Source organism: Sphaerisporangium sp. NPDC005289, assembly GCF_040607455.1.
Lineage (GTDB): Bacteria > Actinomycetota > Actinomycetes > Streptosporangiales > Streptosporangiaceae > Sphaerisporangium > Sphaerisporangium rhizosphaerae.
In genome coordinates this window covers 1-20,681 of sequence record NZ_JBEXGS010000017.1, presented here as the reverse complement: position 1 = coordinate 20,681, position 20,681 = coordinate 1, and the positions used below count along the sequence as shown (strand labels likewise).

Annotated in this window: 17 protein-coding genes, 3 tRNA genes and 2 pseudogenes; 11 read left to right on the top strand and 11 right to left on the bottom strand. The window is 72.9% G+C overall.

Going from position 1 to position 20,681, the window contains the following annotated elements; all coding sequences use genetic code 11:
• The first annotated feature begins 42 nt into the window (after positions 1-42).
• Positions 43-1,545 (top strand): glycoside hydrolase family 3 N-terminal domain-containing protein, encoded by a 1,503-nt coding sequence (locus ABZT47_RS26780; RefSeq protein ID WP_354847596.1) that lies wholly within the window; start codon positions 43-45, stop codon positions 1,543-1,545.
• 138 nt (positions 1,546-1,683) lie between these two features.
• The gene (locus tag ABZT47_RS26775; RefSeq protein ID WP_354847594.1) at positions 1,684-2,589 is read left to right on the top strand and encodes a MurR/RpiR family transcriptional regulator; all 906 of its coding nucleotides are present in this window, start codon (positions 1,684-1,686) and stop codon (positions 2,587-2,589) included.
• Positions 2,590-2,909: 320 nt separating this feature from the next.
• Here ABZT47_RS26775 and ABZT47_RS26770 read toward each other — a convergent pair whose 3' ends face one another.
• The 5 genes from ABZT47_RS26770 to ABZT47_RS26750 form a co-directional block, all read right to left on the bottom strand.
• A complete protein-coding gene (locus ABZT47_RS26770) occupies positions 2,910-3,077 on the bottom strand; it encodes a hypothetical protein (RefSeq protein ID WP_354847591.1) in 168 nt (55 codons plus the stop codon).
• Between the two features lie 252 nt (positions 3,078-3,329).
• Complete coding sequence (locus ABZT47_RS26765; protein ID WP_354847588.1) at positions 3,330-4,043, bottom strand: hypothetical protein; 714 nt, start codon at positions 4,041-4,043, stop codon at positions 3,330-3,332.
• 280 nt (positions 4,044-4,323) lie between these two features.
• On the bottom strand, positions 4,324-5,385 hold the full coding sequence (locus tag ABZT47_RS26760; RefSeq protein WP_354847586.1) for a hypothetical protein: 1,062 nt from the start codon (positions 5,383-5,385) through the stop codon (positions 4,324-4,326).
• Positions 5,386-6,021: 636 nt separating this feature from the next.
• Entirely contained in the window at positions 6,022-7,407 is a 1,386-nt protein-coding gene (locus ABZT47_RS26755) for a cellulose binding domain-containing protein (protein ID WP_354847583.1), read from the bottom strand.
• A gap of 83 nt (positions 7,408-7,490) precedes the next feature.
• Entirely contained in the window at positions 7,491-9,029 is a 1,539-nt protein-coding gene (locus tag ABZT47_RS26750) for an SDR family oxidoreductase (RefSeq protein WP_354847580.1), read from the bottom strand.
• Between the two features lie 163 nt (positions 9,030-9,192).
• Between ABZT47_RS26750 and ABZT47_RS26745 the strand changes: the two genes are divergently transcribed.
• Both ABZT47_RS26745 and ABZT47_RS26740 read left to right on the top strand, forming a co-directional pair.
• The gene (locus ABZT47_RS26745; RefSeq protein ID WP_354847578.1) at positions 9,193-9,603 is read left to right on the top strand and encodes a nitroreductase family deazaflavin-dependent oxidoreductase; all 411 of its coding nucleotides are present in this window, start codon (positions 9,193-9,195) and stop codon (positions 9,601-9,603) included.
• A 315-nt stretch (positions 9,604-9,918) separates the two neighbouring features.
• On the top strand, positions 9,919-10,680 hold the full coding sequence (locus ABZT47_RS26740; protein WP_354847575.1) for a rhomboid family intramembrane serine protease: 762 nt from the start codon (positions 9,919-9,921) through the stop codon (positions 10,678-10,680).
• A gap of 92 nt (positions 10,681-10,772) precedes the next feature.
• Here ABZT47_RS26740 and ABZT47_RS26735 read toward each other — a convergent pair whose 3' ends face one another.
• A complete protein-coding gene (locus ABZT47_RS26735; protein WP_354847572.1) occupies positions 10,773-11,168 on the bottom strand; it encodes a VOC family protein in 396 nt (131 codons plus the stop codon).
• 60 nt (positions 11,169-11,228) lie between these two features.
• On the opposite strand from ABZT47_RS26735, the gene ABZT47_RS26730 reads away from it, so the two are divergent.
• On the top strand, positions 11,229-11,744 hold the full coding sequence (locus ABZT47_RS26730) for a MarR family winged helix-turn-helix transcriptional regulator (RefSeq protein ID WP_354847570.1): 516 nt from the start codon (positions 11,229-11,231) through the stop codon (positions 11,742-11,744).
• Complete coding sequence (locus ABZT47_RS26725; protein ID WP_354847567.1) at positions 11,741-12,010, top strand: DUF4031 domain-containing protein; 270 nt, start codon at positions 11,741-11,743, stop codon at positions 12,008-12,010. Before ABZT47_RS26730 ends, ABZT47_RS26725 begins: the two co-directional genes overlap by 4 nt.
• Positions 12,011-12,156: 146 nt before the next feature.
• Here ABZT47_RS26725 and ABZT47_RS26720 read toward each other — a convergent pair.
• From ABZT47_RS26720 to ABZT47_RS26710, 3 genes and pseudogenes are all read right to left on the bottom strand, one after another.
• Positions 12,157-12,471: pseudogene (locus tag ABZT47_RS26720) on the bottom strand (metal-dependent phosphohydrolase); the annotation flags it as partial.
• Positions 12,472-12,693: 222 nt separating this feature from the next.
• A pseudogene (locus ABZT47_RS26715) lies at positions 12,694-12,945 on the bottom strand (metal-dependent phosphohydrolase); the annotation flags it as partial.
• 441 nt (positions 12,946-13,386) lie between these two features.
• Positions 13,387-14,166 (bottom strand): hypothetical protein, encoded by a 780-nt coding sequence (locus tag ABZT47_RS26710; RefSeq protein ID WP_354847564.1) that lies wholly within the window; start codon positions 14,164-14,166, stop codon positions 13,387-13,389.
• Between the two features lie 295 nt (positions 14,167-14,461).
• Here ABZT47_RS26710 and ABZT47_RS26705 point away from each other — a divergent pair, with 295 nt between their 5' ends.
• A complete protein-coding gene (locus ABZT47_RS26705; protein ID WP_354847967.1) occupies positions 14,462-16,954 on the top strand; it encodes a DUF3516 domain-containing protein in 2,493 nt (830 codons plus the stop codon).
• 141 nt (positions 16,955-17,095) lie between these two features.
• Here ABZT47_RS26705 and dusB read toward each other — a convergent pair whose 3' ends face one another.
• Entirely contained in the window at positions 17,096-18,208 is a 1,113-nt protein-coding gene (gene dusB, locus ABZT47_RS26700; protein WP_354847562.1) for a tRNA dihydrouridine synthase DusB, read from the bottom strand.
• A 127-nt stretch (positions 18,209-18,335) separates the two neighbouring features.
• On the opposite strand from dusB, the gene ABZT47_RS26695 reads away from it, so the two are divergent.
• The 4 genes from ABZT47_RS26695 to ABZT47_RS26680 all read left to right on the top strand — a co-directional run bounded on the left by ABZT47_RS26695 (position 18,336) and on the right by ABZT47_RS26680 (position 19,332).
• Positions 18,336-18,992: an amino acid-binding protein gene (locus ABZT47_RS26695; protein ID WP_354847559.1), complete on the top strand. Its 657-nt coding sequence runs from the start codon at positions 18,336-18,338 to the stop codon at positions 18,990-18,992.
• 69 nt (positions 18,993-19,061) lie between these two features.
• Positions 19,062-19,134, top strand: a tRNA-Gly gene (locus ABZT47_RS26690).
• Between the two features lie 30 nt (positions 19,135-19,164).
• Positions 19,165-19,235, top strand: a tRNA-Cys gene (locus ABZT47_RS26685).
• A gap of 22 nt (positions 19,236-19,257) precedes the next feature.
• Positions 19,258-19,332 (top strand) — tRNA-Val (locus ABZT47_RS26680).
• 116 nt (positions 19,333-19,448) lie between these two features.
• Here the strand turns inward: ABZT47_RS26680 and ABZT47_RS26675 are convergent.
• Complete coding sequence (locus ABZT47_RS26675) at positions 19,449-20,522, bottom strand: cytochrome P450 (protein ID WP_354847557.1); 1,074 nt, start codon at positions 20,520-20,522, stop codon at positions 19,449-19,451.
• Between the last annotated feature and the right edge of the window lie 159 nt (positions 20,523-20,681).

The following is a 20,681-nucleotide window of genomic DNA, read 5'->3' as shown; positions in this document are numbered from 1 at the left end:
CACAACCGTGGCGGAGCAGGTCCCCGACCACCGGAAGCCCGCATGCCGCACAGTCCCGATCTCGACCGCCTCGCCGCCACGGTGCTCCAGCCCGGGTTCGACGGCACGACCCCGCCCGGCTGGCTGCTCGGCCACCTCGCCGGCGGGCTCGGCGGCGTGGTGCTGTTCGCCCGCAACATCTCCGAGGACACCCCCAGGCTAGTCCGGCGGCTGCGCGAGGAGAATCCGCAGGTCATCGTGGCCGTGGACGAGGAAGGCGGCACGGTGACCCGCCTCGAGGCCGCCACCGGCAGCTCCTGGCCCGGCAACGCCGCCCTCGGCGTCCTGGACGACCCCGCCACCACCGAGGCGACCGGGCGGGAGATCGGCCTGCTGCTCGCCGAGGCCGGGATCACCCTGGACTACGCCCCCGACGTGGACGTCAACGCCGATCCCGCCAACCCCGTCATCGGCATCCGATCCTTCGGCGCCGACGCCGGCCTGGTCGCCCGGCACTCGGCCGCCTGGGTCACCGGGCTGCAGAGCACGGGCGTCGCGGCCTGCGCCAAGCACTTCCCCGGGCACGGCGACACGGTGACCGACTCCCATCTCGCGCTGCCCACCGTGCACGCCTCCCGCGACCTGCTGGAGCGCCGCGACCTGCCGCCCTTCCGCGCCGCCATCGCCGCCGGGGTGCGCGCCGTGATGTGCGGCCATCTCATGGTCCCCGCCCTGGACCCCGCCCTGCCCGCCACGCTGAGCCGCCGCGTCCTGACCGGTCTGCTGCGCCTGGAACTGGGGTTCACGGGGGTGACGGTGACCGACGCGATCGAGATGAAGGCCGTCGCCGCCCTCCTTCCCCCGCCGGAGATCGCCGTGCGCGCGCTCGCCGCGGGCGCCGACGCGATTTGCGTGGGCGCCTCCACCCCCGGCGGCGAGAACGTCACCGCCCTGCGCGAGGGCATCGTCCGCGCGGTCCACGAGGGCGCCCTGCCCGAGTCACGGCTGGCGGAGGCGGCCGGCCGCGTGCGCGCCCTCGCCGCCTGGCACGCCTCCCACGGCGCACCGGACCAGCCGGGGATGATCGGGCGCGACCCTCACTACGGGGTGTCCGTGCTCGGCCTGGACGCCGCCCGGCGGGCGCTGCGCGTCACGATCCCCGCCGGGGACGCCTCGCCGGACCGGCCCGTCCTCACCCGGCCGCCGCAGGTGGTCGAGATGACCGCCCGCCCCCACCAGGCGATCGGCGGCGCCCTGCCGTACGGGCCGGGCGAGGCGCTGGCCGCGCTGCTGCCCGGCACCGAGCGCGCCGTCCTGACGCCCGGCCGGGACGCGGTTCCCCCGCTGCGCGAGCCCGAGCAGGCCCCTGTGGTGGTCGTCACGCACGACGCCCACCGGCACGCGTGGATGCGCGACCGCCTGGCGGAGATCCTGCGGCGCCGCCCGGACGCCGTCGTGGTCGAGATGGGCCTGCCCGGCCGCCCGGCGGGAGCGGTCTACCTGGCCACCAACGGCAACTCCCGCGTCTCGTCGCTGGCCGCCGCGGAATGGCTCACCGGCCACTGAAGCCCGAAACGACACAGAACCACGCCGTTGTACGGTTCGCCGCGGCCGACGAAGCGTGGAACGACACAAAACGGCGCCAACGAGGGGGTTCGCCACGACCAGGATTGAGTAATGTGTCGGTAACAGAAAAGGAACCGCATGATCGACCCGCAGCGCTCGACCCCGGAGAACCTGGTCGCCCGGGTGCGGGCCGTGCTCCCCTCGCTGACCCCCTCCGCGCAGATCATCGCGCGGCTCATCCTGGACGATCCGGCGACGGTCGCCCGCAGCACGATCACCGAGCTCAGCGCGGCCTCCTCGACCAGCGAGGCGACCATCGTGCGCACCGCCCGGGTGCTGGGCTTCTCGGGGTACGCCCAGCTCAGGCTGGCGCTGGCCGCGGCCGCCGCCACCCGTCAGGGCCCCGACCGGCTCGTTCCCGGCGACCTCGCCCCCGACGACCCGCTTTCCGACGTGATCGCCAAGGTCGCCCGGGCAGAACGCGAGGCCATCGAGGACACCGCGGCCCAGCTGTCCCCCGAACGGCTCGGCGAGGTGGTCGACGCCATCATCGGCGCGCGCCGCGTCGACATCTACGGGGTGGCCGCCTCGGGGCTGGTCGCGACCGACATGGCGCAGAAACTACTGCGCATCGGCCTGTCCTCCCACGCCTTCACCGACGCCCACCTGGCGCTGACCAGCGCGGTCCTGCTCAGGGCCGGCGACGTCGCGGTCGGGGTGAGCTGCACCGGCGAGACCCCCGACGTCCTGGAGCCGATGCGCCTGGCACGCAAGGCGGGGGCGACCACGGTGGCCATCACCAACAACCCGCGCTCGTCGCTGGCCGAGGGGTGCGACCACGTGCTGATCTCGGCCGGCCGCGAGACGGCCTTCCGCCCCGGCGCGCTCGCCAGCAGGATCAGCCAGCTCCTGGTCGTCGACTACGTGTTCGTGGGCGTCGCCCAGCGCACCTCCGAGGTCTCCAACGAGGCCCTCCGCACCACCCGCGACGCCGTGGACACCTTCCTCACAGATTCCCGCTCCCGCCCCCGCCGCCCGTCCTGACCGCTCACTGGCGCACGTGTCCGCGGCGGCGGCGATGCCCGGGAGGTCGCCAGGCAGGTATGACCACCGGGCGATCGGCGACGCGGGCCATGGTTCATGGGAGCGACGTCCGCCACGCTCGTCATTTCTCGTTACTCGAGATGGCGGCCGTCATCGTGCCGGCCGTCCAGATCACGAGGTACGCCGACCTGCGACCGCCTGCGGAAGAGTGAGCGCCGGCCGGGCGCCCTCGTCCCTGGCCCGCCCTGCGGACGACGCACCGCCCGCGCCGTGCGTCCGCGCGCGGGCCGGGTGCGTGAGGCCGGGACGTCCGTGCGGGGTCAGGCCGAGTGGCGGGAGTGGAGGAGGCGGGAGACGGCCATGTAGGCGAGGACGACCACGCCGATGATGAGCGCCCACTTGAGGATGCCCGCGACCAGGCTGATCACGGTGCCGAGCAGCATGAAGCCGATGATGACGGCGGCGATGAGGAGAAGGATTCGAGCCATGACCCCAGGCTAGATCTCCGCGCACCGCCGCGGGACCCCGCGGCGGGTGGTTCAGGGACGAGTCAGGGTCGCCCCTCAGGGTGCGGCCGGGGTTCGCGCTACGCCCCGGCCCCAGCGTGCGGCCAGGGTTTGCGCTACGCCCCATACCCCAGGGCGCCGCCGGGGTCGCGCTACGCCCCGACCGCAGGGGGCGGCCGGGGTTCGCGCTTCGCTTCGGGGCTCGCACGATCAGACTGCGCATCGGAGGCGGGGTCACAGGACGGCGCAGCCGATCGTGACGGGGACGCGGGGGGACCAGCGGCCGGACAGGACGTCGTAGGCCTGGGCGTAGCCGTTGGCGGCCTTGCCGGCGCGCGAGCAGTCGAAGGCGCCGGTCTTCTTGCCGAAGCTGCCGCCCGCGAAGCCGCCGTGGGAGCTCGCGGTCACGGTGCCGCTCCAGAAGGTGCGTCCCGTGTTGTAGCGCAGGTAGAGGCGCACCTGGCCGAAGTTGTAGTGGTCGCCACTGATCTTGATGCGCGGGATGTCGTCGACCGAGGTGGAGGTCGAGGTGCCGTCGCCGTTGTCGCGCGGCGGCACGGTGTACCGGTTGATCCACAGGCGGGCCGAGACCTTGCGGTCGGCGGCCTGCCCGTTGTCCAGGGCGGCCTGACGGCGCACCGCCGGGGTGACGCACACGTCGTCGCCGCTGAACGCCTCCCGCCAGACGTACCCGTCGACGCAGGTGTGCGCGCCGAAGGCGCCGGAGGTCCAGCGCCCGGCGGCGGCGGCGTTGTCCGAGCGGGTCTGGGTGCGGATGCCTCCGGTGACGCAGACATGGTCCGCGGGGCGGGCCTCGCGCCAGACGAAGCCCTCGCGGCAGGTGTCGGGGCCGAAGTCGCCGGTGGCGGCGGAGGCCGAGGTCGCGGGGACGGTGACCGACAGGCCCGCGACGGCGGCGACGGCGAGTCCGAGGAGGGTGCGCTTCATCGTTGTCTCCCTGAGTGTGAGGGTCCCGCCGCCCCGGCCGGCTCGCCCGGGGCGTCTTTCGCACTCAAGAGATACGGCCGGTCACCTGCAGTCCCATTGACCACCGCTTGACGCCGGCCCGGCAAGCGGGTTGAAAGCGTCGCAAGCGCCGGCGAGGCCACGTCCGCTGGGTGCGGACGAGCGCATCCCAGTCTCAGCCGACGGATCCGGCCGAGGACTCCAGGTCAGCCGGACGTCGGACCCAGAGCCCGCCGGGAGGCGCCGTCCTCCACCGGCACCGTCAGAAGGGGACGCCGAACAGCACGCGGCGGCCGCGGAACTCGGTGAGGCTCCAGAGCTGGTCCTTCTCGTTCCAGCAGGTGAGGTCCTCCGGGCCGATCGGGAACTTGCGGACCTGCGCCGGTTGCCCGTCCGCGACCACCAGCAGCGAGCCGTTCTTGACCGAGGAGGCCGCCTGGCTGAGGTACCAGCGGCCCTGGCGGGACAGCGCCCCCTGGATCTTGGCCGCCGGGAGGGTGAAGGCGTGCGCGGCGGGCACGAGCCCGTCCGGCCCGGCCTCCAGACCGGCGCCGGCGCCCAGCTCCCAGCGCGCCACCCGTCCGGTCGTGCCGGGCTCCTGCGCGGGGTCCACGTACTCGCCGGAGACGAGCAGGTGCGGGCTCGCGCTCCGGTCGACGGCGGCGAAGGAGAACCGGGCGGAGCCGGTGCCGCTCCAGGCGTCCACCTGCGGCATCACGTACCGGTAGCCGAAGGCGTGGTACGCGCCGCCACGCTTGCCGATCTTGTCGTCGTCGCCCTGCACCTCGTAGATGTTCCGGGTGTCGAAGACCCGGATCCCGCGGCCGGTGTCGGCGACGTAGAGCAGGTCGCCGTACCAGGCCAGGCCGCCCGCGTGGATGTTGATCGCCTTGTAGTCGGCCCCCTTGACGGGCTCCACGAGCAGGACGTGCCGGTACTTGCGGGTGGCGGTGCTGAGGAAGGAGATGCGCACCCCGCGCTCGGCCGCCTTGCCGTCGGGCTTCCAGTACCAGCTCACCGCGAACACCTGGGCGTCCTTGCGGCCCGCCTCCGAACTGCCGGTGATCCCCTGCGGGTACCAGTCGAGGGTGTCGTTGTCGCCCTGCTCGAAGCAGTACCAGTCGGCGGGCTTGGGCGACATCGACCCGAACGCCGTCGTGGCCCCCTTGCGGACGGCGGTGCGGTTGGCGGCGGCGAGCACGGCCGCGAGGCTCCGTACCGGCAGCGCCCCGGCCAGCGCCGCGACCGCCTGCGGCAGCTCGCGGGTGTCGCGCCGCAGCCTGAACGGCCCCGGGTCCGTCCCGGTCATGAGGCTCGGGCTCATGGGATGCCCCCCGGCTGAACACGTCAGGAGCGGACCGTCGCGGCCACGCCGACCGCTCCCGCTCGGCCAATGATCAATCACGACAGTCTCCCGCAGGAGCGATATATCCGTCTACGTAATGACGCATCGCCTCGATTTCCGTCTACGTGATGACGCATCCGCTCGCACGACCTGGCGTGGCGGCGGCCTTGCCGACCTCCTCCGTGGAAGGCGCGTCCTTGGGATGGCGGGTGAGGTGTGACACGACCTCCGCACCGGCCTGGGTCAGATGGCCCGCCGAAGGCAACGCCGTTCAGCTCGATGCTCAGGGGAGCATCGGATTCATCGGCCCACCCGCTCTCCGCCTCCTGCATGAGGGACAGCACGTGCGGGTTGAGCTCCGAGAGCGAGACGGAGGTGTCCTCGCCGCGTTCGGGAGACCACCCGGACGGGTCGTACTGCCGCCAGTGCGACAGCAGGTACGCATCGCCGCCGGCCGCCGGTCGCCGGGGCCGGCTCGGACGCGGGCATGGAAAGGGCCGGGTACGGGCGCGCGTACCCGGCCCTTCTCCCGCCACCGCGGGCGGGCGGATCGCCACCGCGGGATGCGGGATCACCACCGCGGGGAGGTGGGGTCACCCCGCCGCGGACCGCTGATCAGCCGGTCGTGCAGGCGGTGCCGTTCAGGGTGAAGGAGGTCGGCGAGGCGTCGCTGGAGGACCAGGTGCCCTGGAACCCGAAGGACGCGGTGCCGTTCGCCGGGATCGACCCGTTGTGGTCCACGTTCCTGGCGGTCACCGACGAGCCGCTCTGCGAGACGGTGGCGTTCCAGGCGTTGGTGACCCTCTGGTCGCCCGGGAAGGTGAAGGCGAGCGTCCAGCCGTTGACGGCGCTCGCGCTGCCGACGGTGATGTTGGCGGTGAATCCGCCGGCCCACTCGCTCTTGGTGTAGGTGACCCGGCAGGAGCCGCCGGGGTTGCCGCCGCCGGAGGTGGTGGTCACCGAGACGGTGTTGGAGGCCTGGGAGGTGTTGCCCGCGGCGTCACGCGCCCGCACCGAGAAGGAGTACGCCGTCGAGGCGGACAGCCCGCTGACGTTGTAGGAGGTGCCGCTCGTGGTGCCGACGAGGGTGGAGCCGCGGTAGACGTCGTACCCGGTCACGCCGACGTTGTCGCTGGAGCCGTTCCAGGCCAGGCTCACGCCGCTGGAGGTGACGTTCGAGGCCCGCAGGTTGGACGGCGCGGAGGGCGCCTGGGTGTCGCCGCCGTTGTTGCCGCCGCCGACGGTATAGGAGAAGTTGTTGACGGCCAGGCCGGTGCCGCCGACCCAGGGCTCGAAGCCGGCCTGCACGCTGGTCATGTACCAGGAGTTCTGCACGTAGCCGCGGCTGAGCATGTCGTTGTAGAACGTGCTGACGTTGAAGCTGATCGAGCTGGTCGGCGAGGTGCGCACGTAGGAGATGACGTTCCAGCCGCTGTTGCCGTACCAGACGTCCCAGGTGCCGCCGGCCAGGTTGACGGTGGCCACCCGGGAGCCCACCGGCTGCACCGACCCGGTGTGGTTGAGCCAGACCATCAGCTCGGCCCCGGTGTTCTGGCCGTCGGTGCGGGACGTCGGGTCGAACCAGATGTCGTAGGAGGCGTCGTACACGCCGTTTCCGGGATAGGTCATGCTGACGCTGGTCTGGATGCCGGCGAACCGGCTGTCGGTGACGCGCATCGGCAGGCTGCTGCCCGTGCTGCAGTTGGCGTAGTGGCAGCCGGCGTAGACGGCGGGGTAGGAGCCCGGCGCGCCGTTCTGCGGCTTGTTGTGGTTGCCCTGAGTGACGGTGAACCCGCTCGAGGTGACATTGATGCACTGCTGGGTGTCGTCGCCCCAGTTGTTGTTGATCACGACGTACTTGCCGCCGGCGATGGTGGTGGCGCCGTACTTCTCGCAGATCTGGACGTCCGCGCGGGCGGGGCCGGCGACCACCGACATCATGAGGATCGAGCCCACGGCGGCGAGGACGGCCGTCAGGGCTCTCAGTGCTCGGCGTTTCATCTTGCCTCCGGGGGGGTGGGATGTGGGAGCGCTCCCAATCTGTCGCGACCCTAGGTTGGCTCACCGCCACCGAACAGGACCCGTTAGCGCGGGCGGCCGCGTTCGCCCGGTTGAGCAGGCACGACACCCGATTGTTCGCTGAAAGTTTCAGTGCGGGCCCCGCCGGCCCCGCCGCCCTCGGCCGCGCGCGCCACGTTGCCGGGCATCCGCCCGAAGATCAGCCCGTGGAAGGGGTAGGCCGCCCACCAGTACAGGTGCCCCAGCAGCCCGCGCGGGTGGAAGATCGCCCGCTGGCCGTAGACGGTCGCGCCGTCCTCGCGGCGGCAGCACAGTTCCAGCCAGGCGAGCCCGGGCAGGCGCATCTCCGCGCGCAGCCGCAGCAGGCGGCCCGGCTCGATCTCCTCCACCCGCCAGAAGTCCAGGGCGTCGCCGACGCGCAGCCGGGCCGGGTCGCGCCGGCCCCGGCGCAGTCCCACCCCGCCGACGGCCCGGTCGGCGAGGCCGCGCACCCACCAGGCGACCGGCAGGGAGTACCAGCCGTTGCCGCCCCCGATGCCCTCGATGACCCGCCACAGCGCCTCCGGGGAGGCCCGCACCGCCCTGGACCGCTCGTCGATGTACAGGCTGCCGCCCGCCCAGTCCGGGTCGGTCGGCAGCGGGTCGCTGGGCGCGCCGGGCGTCGAGGCCGAGGACCAGCGCGTCGCCACGTCGGCCTCCTTGATGCGCAGCAGGGCGAGCCGCACCGCCTGCCCGAAGGAGGTAAGGCCGTCCGGCGGGTCGGGGATGTACCGGGCGATGTCGTGCTCACGGCAGACCGCCTCGTTGCGCAGCGACTCGACCAGCGGCCGCGCCACGCCCGCCGGGACGGGGGTGACCAGCCCGACCCAGTGACTGGAAAGGCTGGGCGTGAGCAGCGGCACCGGGATGATCAGCCGTGGCGGGAGCCCGGCGGCCTCGGCGTAGCCCCGCATCATCTGCGCGTAGGTCAGCACGTCGGGGCCGCCGATGTCGTAGGCCCGCTCGGCGCCCGGCGGGATGTCGAGCGCGCGGACCAGGTAGCGCAGCACGTCCCTGATCGCGATGGGCTGCGTCCGGGTGCGCACCCAGCGGGGCGTGGTCATGACCGGCAGCCGCTCGGTCAGATACCGCAGCATCTCGAAGGACACCGACCCCGAGCCGATGATCACCGACGCCCGGTACGCGACCGTGGGCACTCCCGAGCAGCGCAGGATGGCCTCCACCTCGGCGCGCGAGCGCATGTGCGGGGAGGGCCGCTCGGCGGGGGTGAGGCCGCCGAGGTACACGATGCGGCGCACCCCCGCCTCCCTGGCCGCCACCGCGAAGGTCCGCGCCGCGGCGCGGTCGCGCTCGGCGAAGTCGCGGCCGGCGGCCATGGTGTGGATCAGGTAGAAGGCGACGTCCACCTCTTCCAGGGCCGCTCTGGTCGCCGCCAGGTCGGTGGCGTCCGCCTCGGCGACCTCCACCCGGTCGCGCCACACCTGGCCGCGCAGGCGCGCCGACGAGCGGGCCATGCAGCGCACGGCGTGACCGGCCTCCAGCAACTCGGGCACCAGCCGGCCGCCGATGTAGCCGGTCGCGCCCGTCACCAGGCATCGCGCCATCTCGCCACCCCCTCGACTCCCCTAGCTGATTCGTGCCCCCGGCCCGGGCCGGTTGCGCCACGCGCCCGGCGGGCCCGAGAGGACGGTCTCGTCGTGGAGGCGGATCATCTCCGGGATACCGGGTAGACCCCGGGACATCCACCTATGAAAGAGGGCAATCGACATGCTTTACGGCAAAGAGCACGTTGAGCGGTATCGCGCCACAGATGGCAAGGAAGGCCACGACTGGAACGGCACGACCACGCTGCTCCTCACCACCAAGGGCCGCACGAGCGGCAAGGATCGCGTCAACCCGCTGATCTACCAGCGGCACGGCGACGACTACGTCATCGTCGCCTCCAAGGGCGGCGACCCCAAGTCGCCGGACTGGTACCTGAACCTGCAGGCCCACCCCGAGGTGGAGGTGCAGGTCATGGGCGACCGTTTCCGTGCGAGGGCCCGCACGGCGACGCCGCAGGAGAAGCCGGAGCTGTGGCGGCTGATGACGGCGACCTGGCCGCAGTACGACGAGTACCAGACCAAGACCAACCGCGAGATCCCCGTCGTGGTCCTGGAGCGCACCGGCGACCTGTGATCTCGCCCGCCCCCTTCCCACCGCCGTCCGCGGCCCGCGGGCGGCAGGCGACGGGTCACGGGCGGCGGGCGGCGGGCGGCGGGCGGCGGGCGGCGGGCGACGGCGTGATGGCCCGCGGTCGGTGGCCTGCGGCCGAGGACGGCGGCGGCCGGTGTCCTTCTTGGAGGACGTCGGCCGCTCCCCGGTGGCCCTGACGGCACGGGATTTGCGAAGATGTCGGGGCGGAACCACAGGGGGAGGCCCGGACGAGGTCCGGCCATGGCGGCCTGCCGGTCGTGAGGGTCCCGCGCGGACGCAGGACCAGGGAGGCACGCGGTGGGCAGCGAGAATCAGACGGCCGAAATCATGATCGCCGAGGCGCGGAAGGCGTTCTGGGTCATGGTCGGGTTCCTGGCGCTGATCTGGGTCCTGCAGATCCTGAACGCGATCACCGCCTACTCCCTGAGCCAGTCGTTCGGCATCGTCGCCCGCGACCCCGCCCGGCTGCCCGACATCGTCACCGCGCCGTTCCTGCACTGGAGCTGGGCCCACATCGAGGGCAACTCCGGCCCGCTGTTCGTCTTCGGCTTCCTCGCCGCCTACCGAGGAGTGGTGAAGTTCCTCGGGGTGACCGCGCTGATCGCGGTCGCCAGCGGGCTCGGCGTCTGGTTCGTCGCCGGGCCGAACAGCGTCACGGCGGGCGCGAGCGGCGTCGTGTTCGGGTACTTCGGCTACATCCTGGTCCGGGGCCTGTTCGACCGGCACCGCATCGACATCGTCGTCGGCCTGGTCATGGGACTCTGCTTCGCCTACCAGTTCACCGGCCTGCTGCCGACCGACGAGTTCAGCTGGCAGGGCCACCTGTTCGGCTTCGCCGGCGGCATCCTCGGCGGCTGGCTGTTCCGCGACCGCCGCCCGCGCGCCGCTTCCGCGCTTCCCGGCGCCGGCGCCGCCGCCGCACGGCCGCTGGGGAGCGCCACCGCGCCCGGCCTGGGGCGGCCCGTTCCCGGCATGCCGGGGGCGAGCCGGCCGGCCCCCACGAGCACCGACCCCTCCCGCGCCGCCCTGATGAAGGAACTCGACGACCTGGGACTGTGACCGCCGGGTTCTCCGAGGGTCTACCACGCGCGTTCGCCGTCCCCCCCGATGGCCTTCTTGACGGTGACCGCGTCCGCGAGCCGCGAGGGGCTTCAGTAGGACTGGAACTCCAGCAGGTTGCCGTCGGGGTCGCGCAGGTGGGCGGTGCGCACGGTGGGCCCCCACTCGGGCCGGGCGGCCGGCGCGGCGACGACCCGGCCCCCGTGCCGCTCCCCGCAGGCCGCCGCGGCGTCGACGTCGCCGACGGTGAGCACCAGCATCGCGGCGTCCGACGGCGCCGGGGGTCGCAGGTCGCCCACGACGCCGGCCATCATGGCGCGGTCCAGCAGGGAGAGCAGGGACTGATCTCCCAGACCCCAGTTGGCGTACGGTCCGGACGGCTCCCCCTTGGCGCGCGTGCCGCCGAGCGCCTCCGTCAGCACGCCGTCGTAGAAGCGGAAGCACTCGGGAAAACGCGACACGAGCAGGCGCGGGTACAGGGCGTCCATCATTGCCTTCCGTTAATCGTTGGTCTACACCAATGATTGGTGGTGCCCTATCCTGCCGAGGTGACCGACGTTCCGCAACTGCCGCCCTCCCTGCTCGGCGTGACCGCCTTCGTCCTGTCCAAGACCGGCCTCGCGGGCAGGCGCGGCATGGGCGAGCGACTGGAGTCGATGGGGCTCGGGCTGTGGCACATGGCGGTGCTCGCCGCGCTCGCCGACTTCGGCCCCGCATCCCAGCGCGATCTCGGCAGGCGGCTCGGCATCGACGCCAGCGACCTGGTCGCCGTGATGGACGCCCTGCTCCCCCGGCGTCTGGTCGACCGCGGGCGCGACCCCGCCGACCGCCGCCGCTACTCGGTGTCGATAACCGCCGAAGGACGCGCGGCTCTGGACGAGGCGCTGCGGCGCGCGGCGGAGGTGCACGACGACATCCTGCGCGCCCTCGACGCGCAGGAGCGGGAGACGCTGCACCGCCTGCTGCGCAAGGCCTACGCGAGCTTGGACCCGCGCGCCGCCCTCCTCCCCGGCGAGACCGACGTGCCAACGGAGCGGGAAACGCCGATATCGTCGCCTTCGTGACCGTGCTCATCGATCCGCCGAACTGGCCGGGGCCGCGCGACCTGCTGTGGTCCCACCTGGTCAGCGACATCTCGCTGGACGAGCTGCACGCCTTCGCCGCCGAGCTGGGCGTCCCGCCCAGGGCGTTCGACCGCGACCACTACGACGTGCCGGAGACGGTGTACGACCGCGCGGTCGCCCTCGGCGCCGAGCCGGTCTCCTCCCAGACGCTGGTGAAACGCCTCATCGCCGCCGGACTCCGCCGGCGCCGCCGCCTGGTCTCCTGACCGCCACGCCCCCACGTCCCGGCCTCACGACCAGCCCGCCCGCCGCCCCACACGTCCCGGCCTCACGACCGGCATGCCTCCACCCCACTTGTCCCGGCCCCTGAGCGCACGGCCGACGGCGGGCGGCGGACGGCGGCGGCGGCGTCTCAGGGGCCGAGCAGCCGGGCGAGTTCGGCTCGCATGTTGCTCCGCGCCCCGGCCTCCCACAGCTCGCGGGCGAGCGGGGTCCGGTACAGCGTGGGCGCGGCCAGCAGGTCTCGGAGCACGCGCGCCCGGCCCGCCCTGAACGCCTCGTCCGGCACGTGGCGGTACTCCTCCCGCACCGCGCGGGCGTACGCCCCGTACCCTGGTGCGGCGAGCACGGCGAGGTCCGCGTCGCACAGGACCTCGCCGTCGCGGTCGCCCGGCGCGGGGTCGTGCCCGGCGGTCACCCGGACCAGCCGCGCCACCTCGGCGATCCGCCGGGCGTCGAGCCCACCGCCGAAACCACCGTTCAGCCCGTCGCCGAGACCACCGTCCGGCCCACCGTCGAGACCACCGTGCGGCCAACCGTTGAGTCCACCGTCCGGCCCACCGTCGAAACCGCCGTCGAGCGGGCCGTCGAAGCCTCCGGTCGCGCCGGGACGTCCGGCCGGGGAAGGTGACGGGACGGGCGGAGGGGCGAGCCTGGTGAGCCGCGCCGTGGCGAGCTGAGCACTGCGCTCCTCGTCCCACCCCGGCCGCCCGTCGTACACCGCGTCGTGGAACCAGGCGGCCAGCCGGACCGCCACCGGGTCGGCGGCGAACCCGGCGAGGGGCTCGATCGCGGCGAGCACGGCACGCAGGTGGGCGGGCGTGTGGTAGCGCCGGTGCGGCTCCGACCAGCGCGCGATCAGCTCGGCCACGACGGCGCGGGCCGCCGCCGAGTCTCCGGCGACGGCCGCCCACGCCACCACGAGATCGCCGGCTCCTCCGAGCCCCCCCGCCGGCTCCCCATCCCGGCCGTCCACCCCTGCCGACGCGCGAGCCGCCGCGAGATCGCCGGCGCCTCGGGGCTCGCCCCGTTCCCCACCCCGGCCGTTCGTCCCGGCCGTCGCGCGATCGGTCATGCCCCTATCGTGCCGGGCCGTCCGGCGGTCCGCCACGGCAGGGCTCGACCCAGTCGTCCGGCGGTCCCCCACGGCGGGCTCGACCCGGCCGTCCGGCGGTCCCCCACAGCGGGGCTCGACCCAGTCGTCCGGCATGGGCAGGTCCCACAGACGGACCGGCAGGGCAGGGCTCAGCCTGACGGCACGGCACGGGTCGGGTCGGCTTGGTGGGACGGATGGGACGGCATGGCCTTGGTCCGCTTGGCCCGCTTGGCCCGCCGGTGGGCGGGCCAAGCGGTGCGCCGGGGTTCAGTCGGCGATGTAGGTGATCGAGCGGATCTCGTAGCCTCTGGTCGCGCTGCCGCGGGCGTGCATCAGCATGGCGCCGCCCTCGTAGGAGTAGGCGCAGCTCGTGCCGCCGGTCTCCCGGCTGCACCCTTGGTAGATGTAGCCCACGCCGCCGAACCGGGCGCGGAACAGCTTCTTCACCGCGCCCGCCGAGGCGACCTCCAGGCCCCGGTTCCGATCGCCCGCCTTCCAGGCGCCGAACAGGTGCTTGGCGGCCTTGCCCGCCGTGGTGAGGTGGCGTGACTCGTACACCTTCGTGACGGTGCCCCCCGAGACGATCATCAGAATGCCGTTGAGGGCGCCGGGCACGCGGACGCTGGTGTGGACGAACCTGCACGCTCCGCCCACGCAGCCGGCGAACTCGTCCGGCGCGCGGTAGACGTAGGCGAACAGCGTCTTGACCGCCGCCGGGGTCGCCACGGCGCCGGCCGCCTTCCTGTCGCCGCGCAGCCAGGCGCGGAACAGCCTGTTCGCGACCTTCCCCGGCGCCGGAGCCGCGCCCACTGCGCCGACCGCACCCGCCGGGGCCGCGGCCACCCCGGTTGCCGCCGACACTGCGGCCACCCCGGCCGCCGTCGGCGCCCCACTCGCCGTGGCCGCCGTCACCCCGGCCGGCACCACGGTGCCCGCGTACGCCGGGGCGCTCGCGCGGGCCGTTCCCGCCTCCGCCGTGCCGGCGCTGAACGCCAACACCGCCGCCGTCATCGCCGCCATGATCACGGCCGTCGTGGATCCACGCATCGCCACTCCCTCTCCCCCGGGGCCTGCCGGCCCCCCGCAGAAGACGCGGCACCGGCCGCACGGGTTCACCGGAGCCTCACCGAACCGGCGACCATCGGCCGGGCGGGCGCGGACCCGGACGCAGGACCGGACCGGGGCGGGTACGGACACCGAACCGGACCGGAGCGGGGCGGGTACGGACGCCGGGTCAGGGCGGGCCGTGCGGGCGCCGGGGCGGGCATGGGCGGGTGTGGGCGTCGGGCGGGGTGGAGTTCTCACCTTGTGGTGGATCGACCATGGCGTGGGCTTCGGCAGTATTGACGGTGTGAGCCTCCTCGAGCACCTTCCCCAGGACACCGGCCCGGACGCCCTCTTCGAAGCGTTCGTCGAGTGGAACACCCAGCGCGGGCTGACGCTGTATCCGGCGCAGGAGGAGGCGCTGATCGAGATCCTCTACGGCAACAACGTGATCCTGGCCACGCCGACCGGCTCGGGCAAGAGCCTGGTGGCGGCGGGGGCGCACTTCGCCGCCCTGGCCGCGGGCGAGCGCACCTTCTACACCGCGCCGATCAAGGCCCTGGTGTCGGAGAAGTTCTTCGACCTGTGCGCGGTGTTCGGCACCGAGAACGTCGGCATGATGACCGGCGACGCCGCCGTGAACGCCTCGGCGCCGATCATCTGCTGCACCGCCGAGATCCTGGCCAACATCGCGCTGCGCGACGGCGCGCGGGCCGACATCGGCCAGGTCGTGATGGACGAGTTCCACTTCTACGCCGAGCCCGACCGGGGCTGGGCGTGGCAGGTGCCGCTGCTTGAGCTGCCGCAGGTGCAGTTCGTCCTGATGTCGGCGACGCTGGGGGACGTCACCCGGTTCGAGACCGACCTGACCCGGCGCACGGGCCGCGAGACGTCGCTGGTGCGCTCGGCGACCCGCCCGGTGCCCCTGTACTACAGCTACCGCACCACGCCGCTGCACGAGACGCTGGAGGAGCTGCTGTCCACGCAGTCGGCCCCGGTCTACGTCGTGCACTTCACGCAGGCGGCGGCGATGGAGCGGGCGCAGGCGCTGATGAGCGTCAACATGTCGACCAAGGCCGAGAAGGACGCCATCGCCGCGCTCATCGGCCGCTTCCGGTTCACGACCAAGTTCGGCCGGGCGCTGTCGCGGCTGGTGCGCCACGGCATCGGCGTCCACCACGCCGGCATGCTGCCCAAGTACCGCCGTCTGGTCGAGCGCCTGGCGCAGGCCGGCCTGCTCAAGGTCATCTGTGGCACCGACACGCTGGGCGTCGGGGTCAACGTCCCGATCCGCACGGTCCTGTTCACGGCGCTCAGCAAGTACGACGGCAACCGCGTGCGGCTGCTGCGCGCCCGAGAGTTCCACCAGATCGCCGGCCGGGCAGGCCGCGCGGGCTTCGACACCCTCGGCTACGTCGTCTGCCAGGCGCCCGACCACGTCGTGGAGAACGAGAAGGCTCTGGCCAAGGCCGGGGACGACCCCAAGAAGCGGCGCCGGGTCGTCCGCAAGAAGGCTCCCGAGGGGTTCGTCAGCTGGAGCGAGGAGACCTTCGAGCGCCTGCAGAAGGCCGAGCCCGAGCCGCTGAACTCACGGTTCAAGGTCAGCAACGCCATGCTGCTCGCCGTGATCAACCGTCCCGGCGACTGCTTCGCGGCGATGAAGCACCTGCTGACCGACAACCACGAGGACCGCAAGGCGCAGCGCCGGCACATCAGCCACGCCATCGCGATCTACCGGTCCCTGCTGGCCGGCGGGGTGGTCGAGAAGCTGCGCGAGCCGGACGAGCAGGGCCGCATGGCCCGCCTCACCGTGGACCTCCAGGAGGACTTCGCGCTCAACCAGGCCCTGGCGACCTTCGCTCTGGCCGCCTTCGAGCTGCTGGACGCCGAGTCGCCGGTCTATCCGCTGGACATCGTCTCCATCGTGGAGTCCACGCTGGACGACCCGCGGCAGATCCTGCACGCCCAGCTCAACAAGGCCCGGGGCGAGGCCGTGGGGCAGATGAAGGCCGACGGCGTCGAGTACGAGGAGCGCATGGAGCTGCTCGCCGAGGTCACCTACCCGATGCCCCTGCAAGATCTGCTGCTCGGCGCGTACGAGACCTACCGGCGCGGGCACCCGTGGGTGGGCGACTACGCGGTCAGCCCCAAGTCGGTCGTGCGCGACATGTACGAGCGGGCGATGACCTTCACCGAGTACGTCCAGTTCTACGAGCTGGCCCGCTCCGAGGGCACGGTGCTGCGCTACCTGGCCGACGCCTACCGCACGCTCAGCCGCACCGTCCCCGACCACATGAAGACCGAGGACCTCCAGGATCTCATCGAGTGGCTGGGCGAGCTGGTCCGCCAGGTCGACTCCAGCCTGCTGGACGAGTGGGAGCAGCTGCAGAACCCGTCGGAGGAGGTCGAGCGGCCGGGGCTGGAGGAGAACACCCGGCCGGTCACCTCCAACCGGCGCGCGTTCCGCGTGCTGGTGCGCAACGCGATGTTCCGCATGGTGGAGCTCGCGGCGCTCGAACGGTACGAGGAGCTGCACGAGCTGGCCGACGTCGACTGGGAGTCCGCGCTCGACGACTACTTCGAGGAGCACGACGAGATCGGCACCGGGCCGGACGCCCGCGGGCCGGCGCTGCTGCTCATCGAGGAGGAGAAGGAGCTGTGGCGGGTGCGCCAGGTGTTCCACGACCCTGCGGGCGACCACGACTGGGGCATCAGCGCGCAGGTGGACCTGACCGCCTCCGACGAGGAGGGCCGCGCCGTCGTCCACGTCACCACCGTCGACCGCCTCTGACGGCGGGCGCCCCGATACCGGCTCGGGCGCCGTAACCGGCGCCGGCATCGCCGTGCCACGACCCGCCGACCCGGCGCCGATCAACTCCGGCACATGGCCGAGTGGAGAGCTGGCGCCCGGTGAACGTCTGCGGTCACCGCGTCAGCCGCCCGAGGTCTCCAGTTCGGCTTCTGGTGAGACCGTGCCGTCGCAGGGGTCGTCGAGCCAGCCGTCGGGCAGGTGGACGCGGTCGCGGGGGGTGGACTTGCCGCGCGGACCGTCGGCCGCCTCGCCGGGCCACGGCTGGTCGGCGGGCAACGTGGCCAGGTGCTCGCGCAGCACGTCGAGCGAGGGGGCGGTGGCCAGGGCGCGGCGCGCGTCGGCGCCGACGGTGAAGCCCTTGAGGTACCAGCCGACGTGCTTGCGGAAGTCCAGCACGCCGTGGGTCTCGCTGCCGAAGCACTCGACCAGCAGCTCGGCGTGGCGTCGCATGGTCGCCGCGACCTCCCCCAGCGTCGGCCGTGCGCGTTCGGACCGGCCGTGGAAGGCGTCGTCCAGGTCGCGGAACAGCCACGGGCGGCCCAGGCAGCCCCGGCCCACCACCACCCCGTCGCAGCCGGTGCGCCGCATCATGCGCACGGCGTCGTCGGCGCTCCAGATGTCGCCGTTGCCGAGCACCGGGATCTGCGGGACGGCGTCCTTCAGCCGGGCGATGGCGTCCCAGTCGGCGGTGCCGCCGTAGTGCTGCACCGCGGTGCGGGCGTGCAGGGCGACGGCGCTCACACCCTCCTCGACGGCGATGCGGCCGGCGTCGAGGTAGGTCAGGTGGTCGTCGTCGATGCCCTTGCGCATCTTGATCGTGACCGGGAGCGTGCCGGAGGCGGCCACCGCCGCGCGCAGGATGCGCCGCAGCAGGTCGCGCTTGTAGGGCAGCGCCGAGCCGCCGCCGCGCCTGGTGACCTTGGGCACCGGGCAGCCGAAGTTGAGGTCGACGTGGTCGGCCAGGCCCTCCTCCGCCACCATCGCCACCGCCCGGCCCACAACCGTGGGGTCGACCCCGTACAGCTGGACGCTCCTCGGCCGCTCACCCGGCTCGAAACGGATCATCGCCAGGGTCTTGGCGTTGCGCTCGACCAGCGCCCGCGTGGTGATCATCTCGGAGACGTACAGGCCGCCGCCCTGCTCGCGGCAGAGCGTGCGGAACGGCGCGTTGGTGACGCCCGCCATCGGGGCGAGGACCACGGGAGGCCAGACCTCGAACGCACCTATCTTCACCTGCCCATTTCTACCGCACCTTCCGGCGGGGCGGCGCGGGCGGCCCGGCCGGGCCGTTTGGACCCCGAGGATCGGGGACGGCTAGATTGGGAGGGGATTCCGCCCCACGTGACATCGGAGGCGCTGGATGCTCCTGAGACTGCGTATCTCGCTGCCCGACCGCCCGGGGTCCCTCGGCCAGGTCACGCGCGTCCTCGGGGTCGCGGGCGCCGACATCACGCAGCTGCTGGTGCTCGAACGAGGCGAGGGCCGGGCGGTGGACGACCTCACGGTGTACTGGCCCGACTCGGCGCCGCGCGAGGCGCTGGTCCAGTGTCTGGAGGGCATGGCCGACGTCACGGTCGAAGGGGTGTGGACCACGCGCGAGGCGCCGGGCACCTATCCCGAGCTGGAGATCCTGAAGTACATCACCACGGCGGGCGACCGCGCCCTGGCCACGATGATCGACTCCATGCCCGTGCTGTTCAGCGCCGACTGGGCCGCCGCGGGCACCGAGAAGGTGCCTCGCACGCTGGTCCATGCGAGCTGGCGGGCCCCCGAGGACGTGCCCTTCCCCTCGATCACGCCGCCGCGCCCCGAGGCGCACACGCTGCCCTCCGGTCTGCACATCATCGCGGCGCCGCTGCCGCCGCTCGCCATGACGTTCCTGCTGGCCAGAGCGGACGGGCCGCCGTTCCATCGCATCGAGGTGCACCGGCTCACCCGCATCCTGGAGATCTTCCTGACCCTGCCGGCCGTCGAGCGCAGCGTGGCGCGCACCTTCCGCGGTTCGGCCGCCGGTTAGGCACAGACGCGGAAAACCCGCTAGAGTTCCTTCTCGTCACCGCGGGAGGCGATCTCGTGGCGGCGGCACGCGGACGTGGCTCAGCTGGTAGAGCATCACCTTGCCAAGGTGAGGGTCGCGGGTTCGAATCCCGTCGTCCGCTCGGAGAGGTCTCCGCGCAGAGGCCTTGCCCGGTGGAGTGGCCGAGAGGCGAGGCAGCGGCCTGCAAAGCCGCGTACACGGGTTCAAATCCCGTCTCCACCTCCGCGCGACGATCGACGCACGAGGGCGATTAGCTCAGTGGGAGAGCGCTACCTTGACACGGTAGAGGCCACTGGTTCAATCCCAGTATCGCCCACCACACGATGATCCCCAGGCCGGCGGCCTGGGGATCTTTCGTTTCCCCGGCCACCGGGCGCGCTTCCCCGCCCCCCGGCCGGCTCGCGCGTTTCCACCGGGCCGGGCGCCTCGGCCGGCTCAGCCGTGCAGGCGCAGTGGGAGGCGGCGCACGCCGCGCAGGAACAGCTCCCGCGTCCACTCCAGCTCGCCGGGGTCAACGGCCAGGGCCATGCGGGGGAAGCGCCGCACCAGCGTGCCGATGGCGGCGCGGGCCTGCACCCGGGCCAGCGCGGCGCCGAGGCAGAAGTGGATCCCGTGGCCGAAGCCCAGGTGCCGGTTCGGGCTTCGGTCGATGGCGAAGACGTCCGGACGCGGGAACACCGCCGGGTCGCGGTTGGCGGCCAGCAGCACCGGCACGATGATGTCCCCGCGCGCGATCACCGTCCCGCCGAAGTCCACGTCGGTCATCGCGTACAGCGGCCGGGAGTGCCCGACCGGGCCGTTGTACCTCAGCACCTCCTCGACGGCGGAGTCGATCAGCTCCGGCCGCGCACGGAGCAGGGCGAGCTGCTCTGGGTGGCGCAGCAGTTCCAGCACTCCGATGCCGATCAGGTTGACCGTCGTCTCGTCCCCGGCGAACAGCAGCTGGAACACGCTGGAGATCAGCTCCAGGCGGGTGATCTGGCCGCCGTCCTCCGCGCGCAGGAGGTGCGACAGCAGGTCGTCCCCCTCGCGGGAGCGCCGCTCGCGGATCCGCTCGGTGATGTGGGCGACGAACTTCATCCCTGAACGGCGCGTCTCGGCACCGTCCCGGCCGGCCAGCATCTCGTCGCTCCAGCGGCGGAACAGGGCCCGGTCCTCCGCGGGGAAGCCCAGCAGGTCGGCGACGACCAGGATCGGCAGCGGCAGCGCCAGCGCCCTGACGACGTCGACCTCGCCCCCTGCGGCGGCCGAGGCGCCCATGCCGTCCGTGCCGTCCGTGCCGTCCGTGCCGTCCGTGGCCTTCGTAGTGTTCCTGGCCTTCGTGGCGCCCATGCCGTTCGTGGCGTTCGTGGTGTCCGTTCCGGCCATGGCGTCCACCAGCTCGCCGACCACCCGGTGCACGGTCCGGACGAGCGCGGCCACGGGGCGGGCGCCGAAGCCCGGCGCCATCAGCCGGCGCAGCCGGGTGTGGTCGGGCGGATCCAGGTTGAAGACGTTGCGCCGCACCATGGCCAGGGCGTCGTTGTCCCACCGGCGGTGCAGCCCGGCGAGCTCGGCGGGCAGCCGGTCGAGCTGACGCCCGACGCCGGGGTCGACGCCGGGCTGTGCGGCGTTTCCGGCGCCAGGGGATACGGCGCATCTGCAGCGAATCTACATTGTAAAGGCACG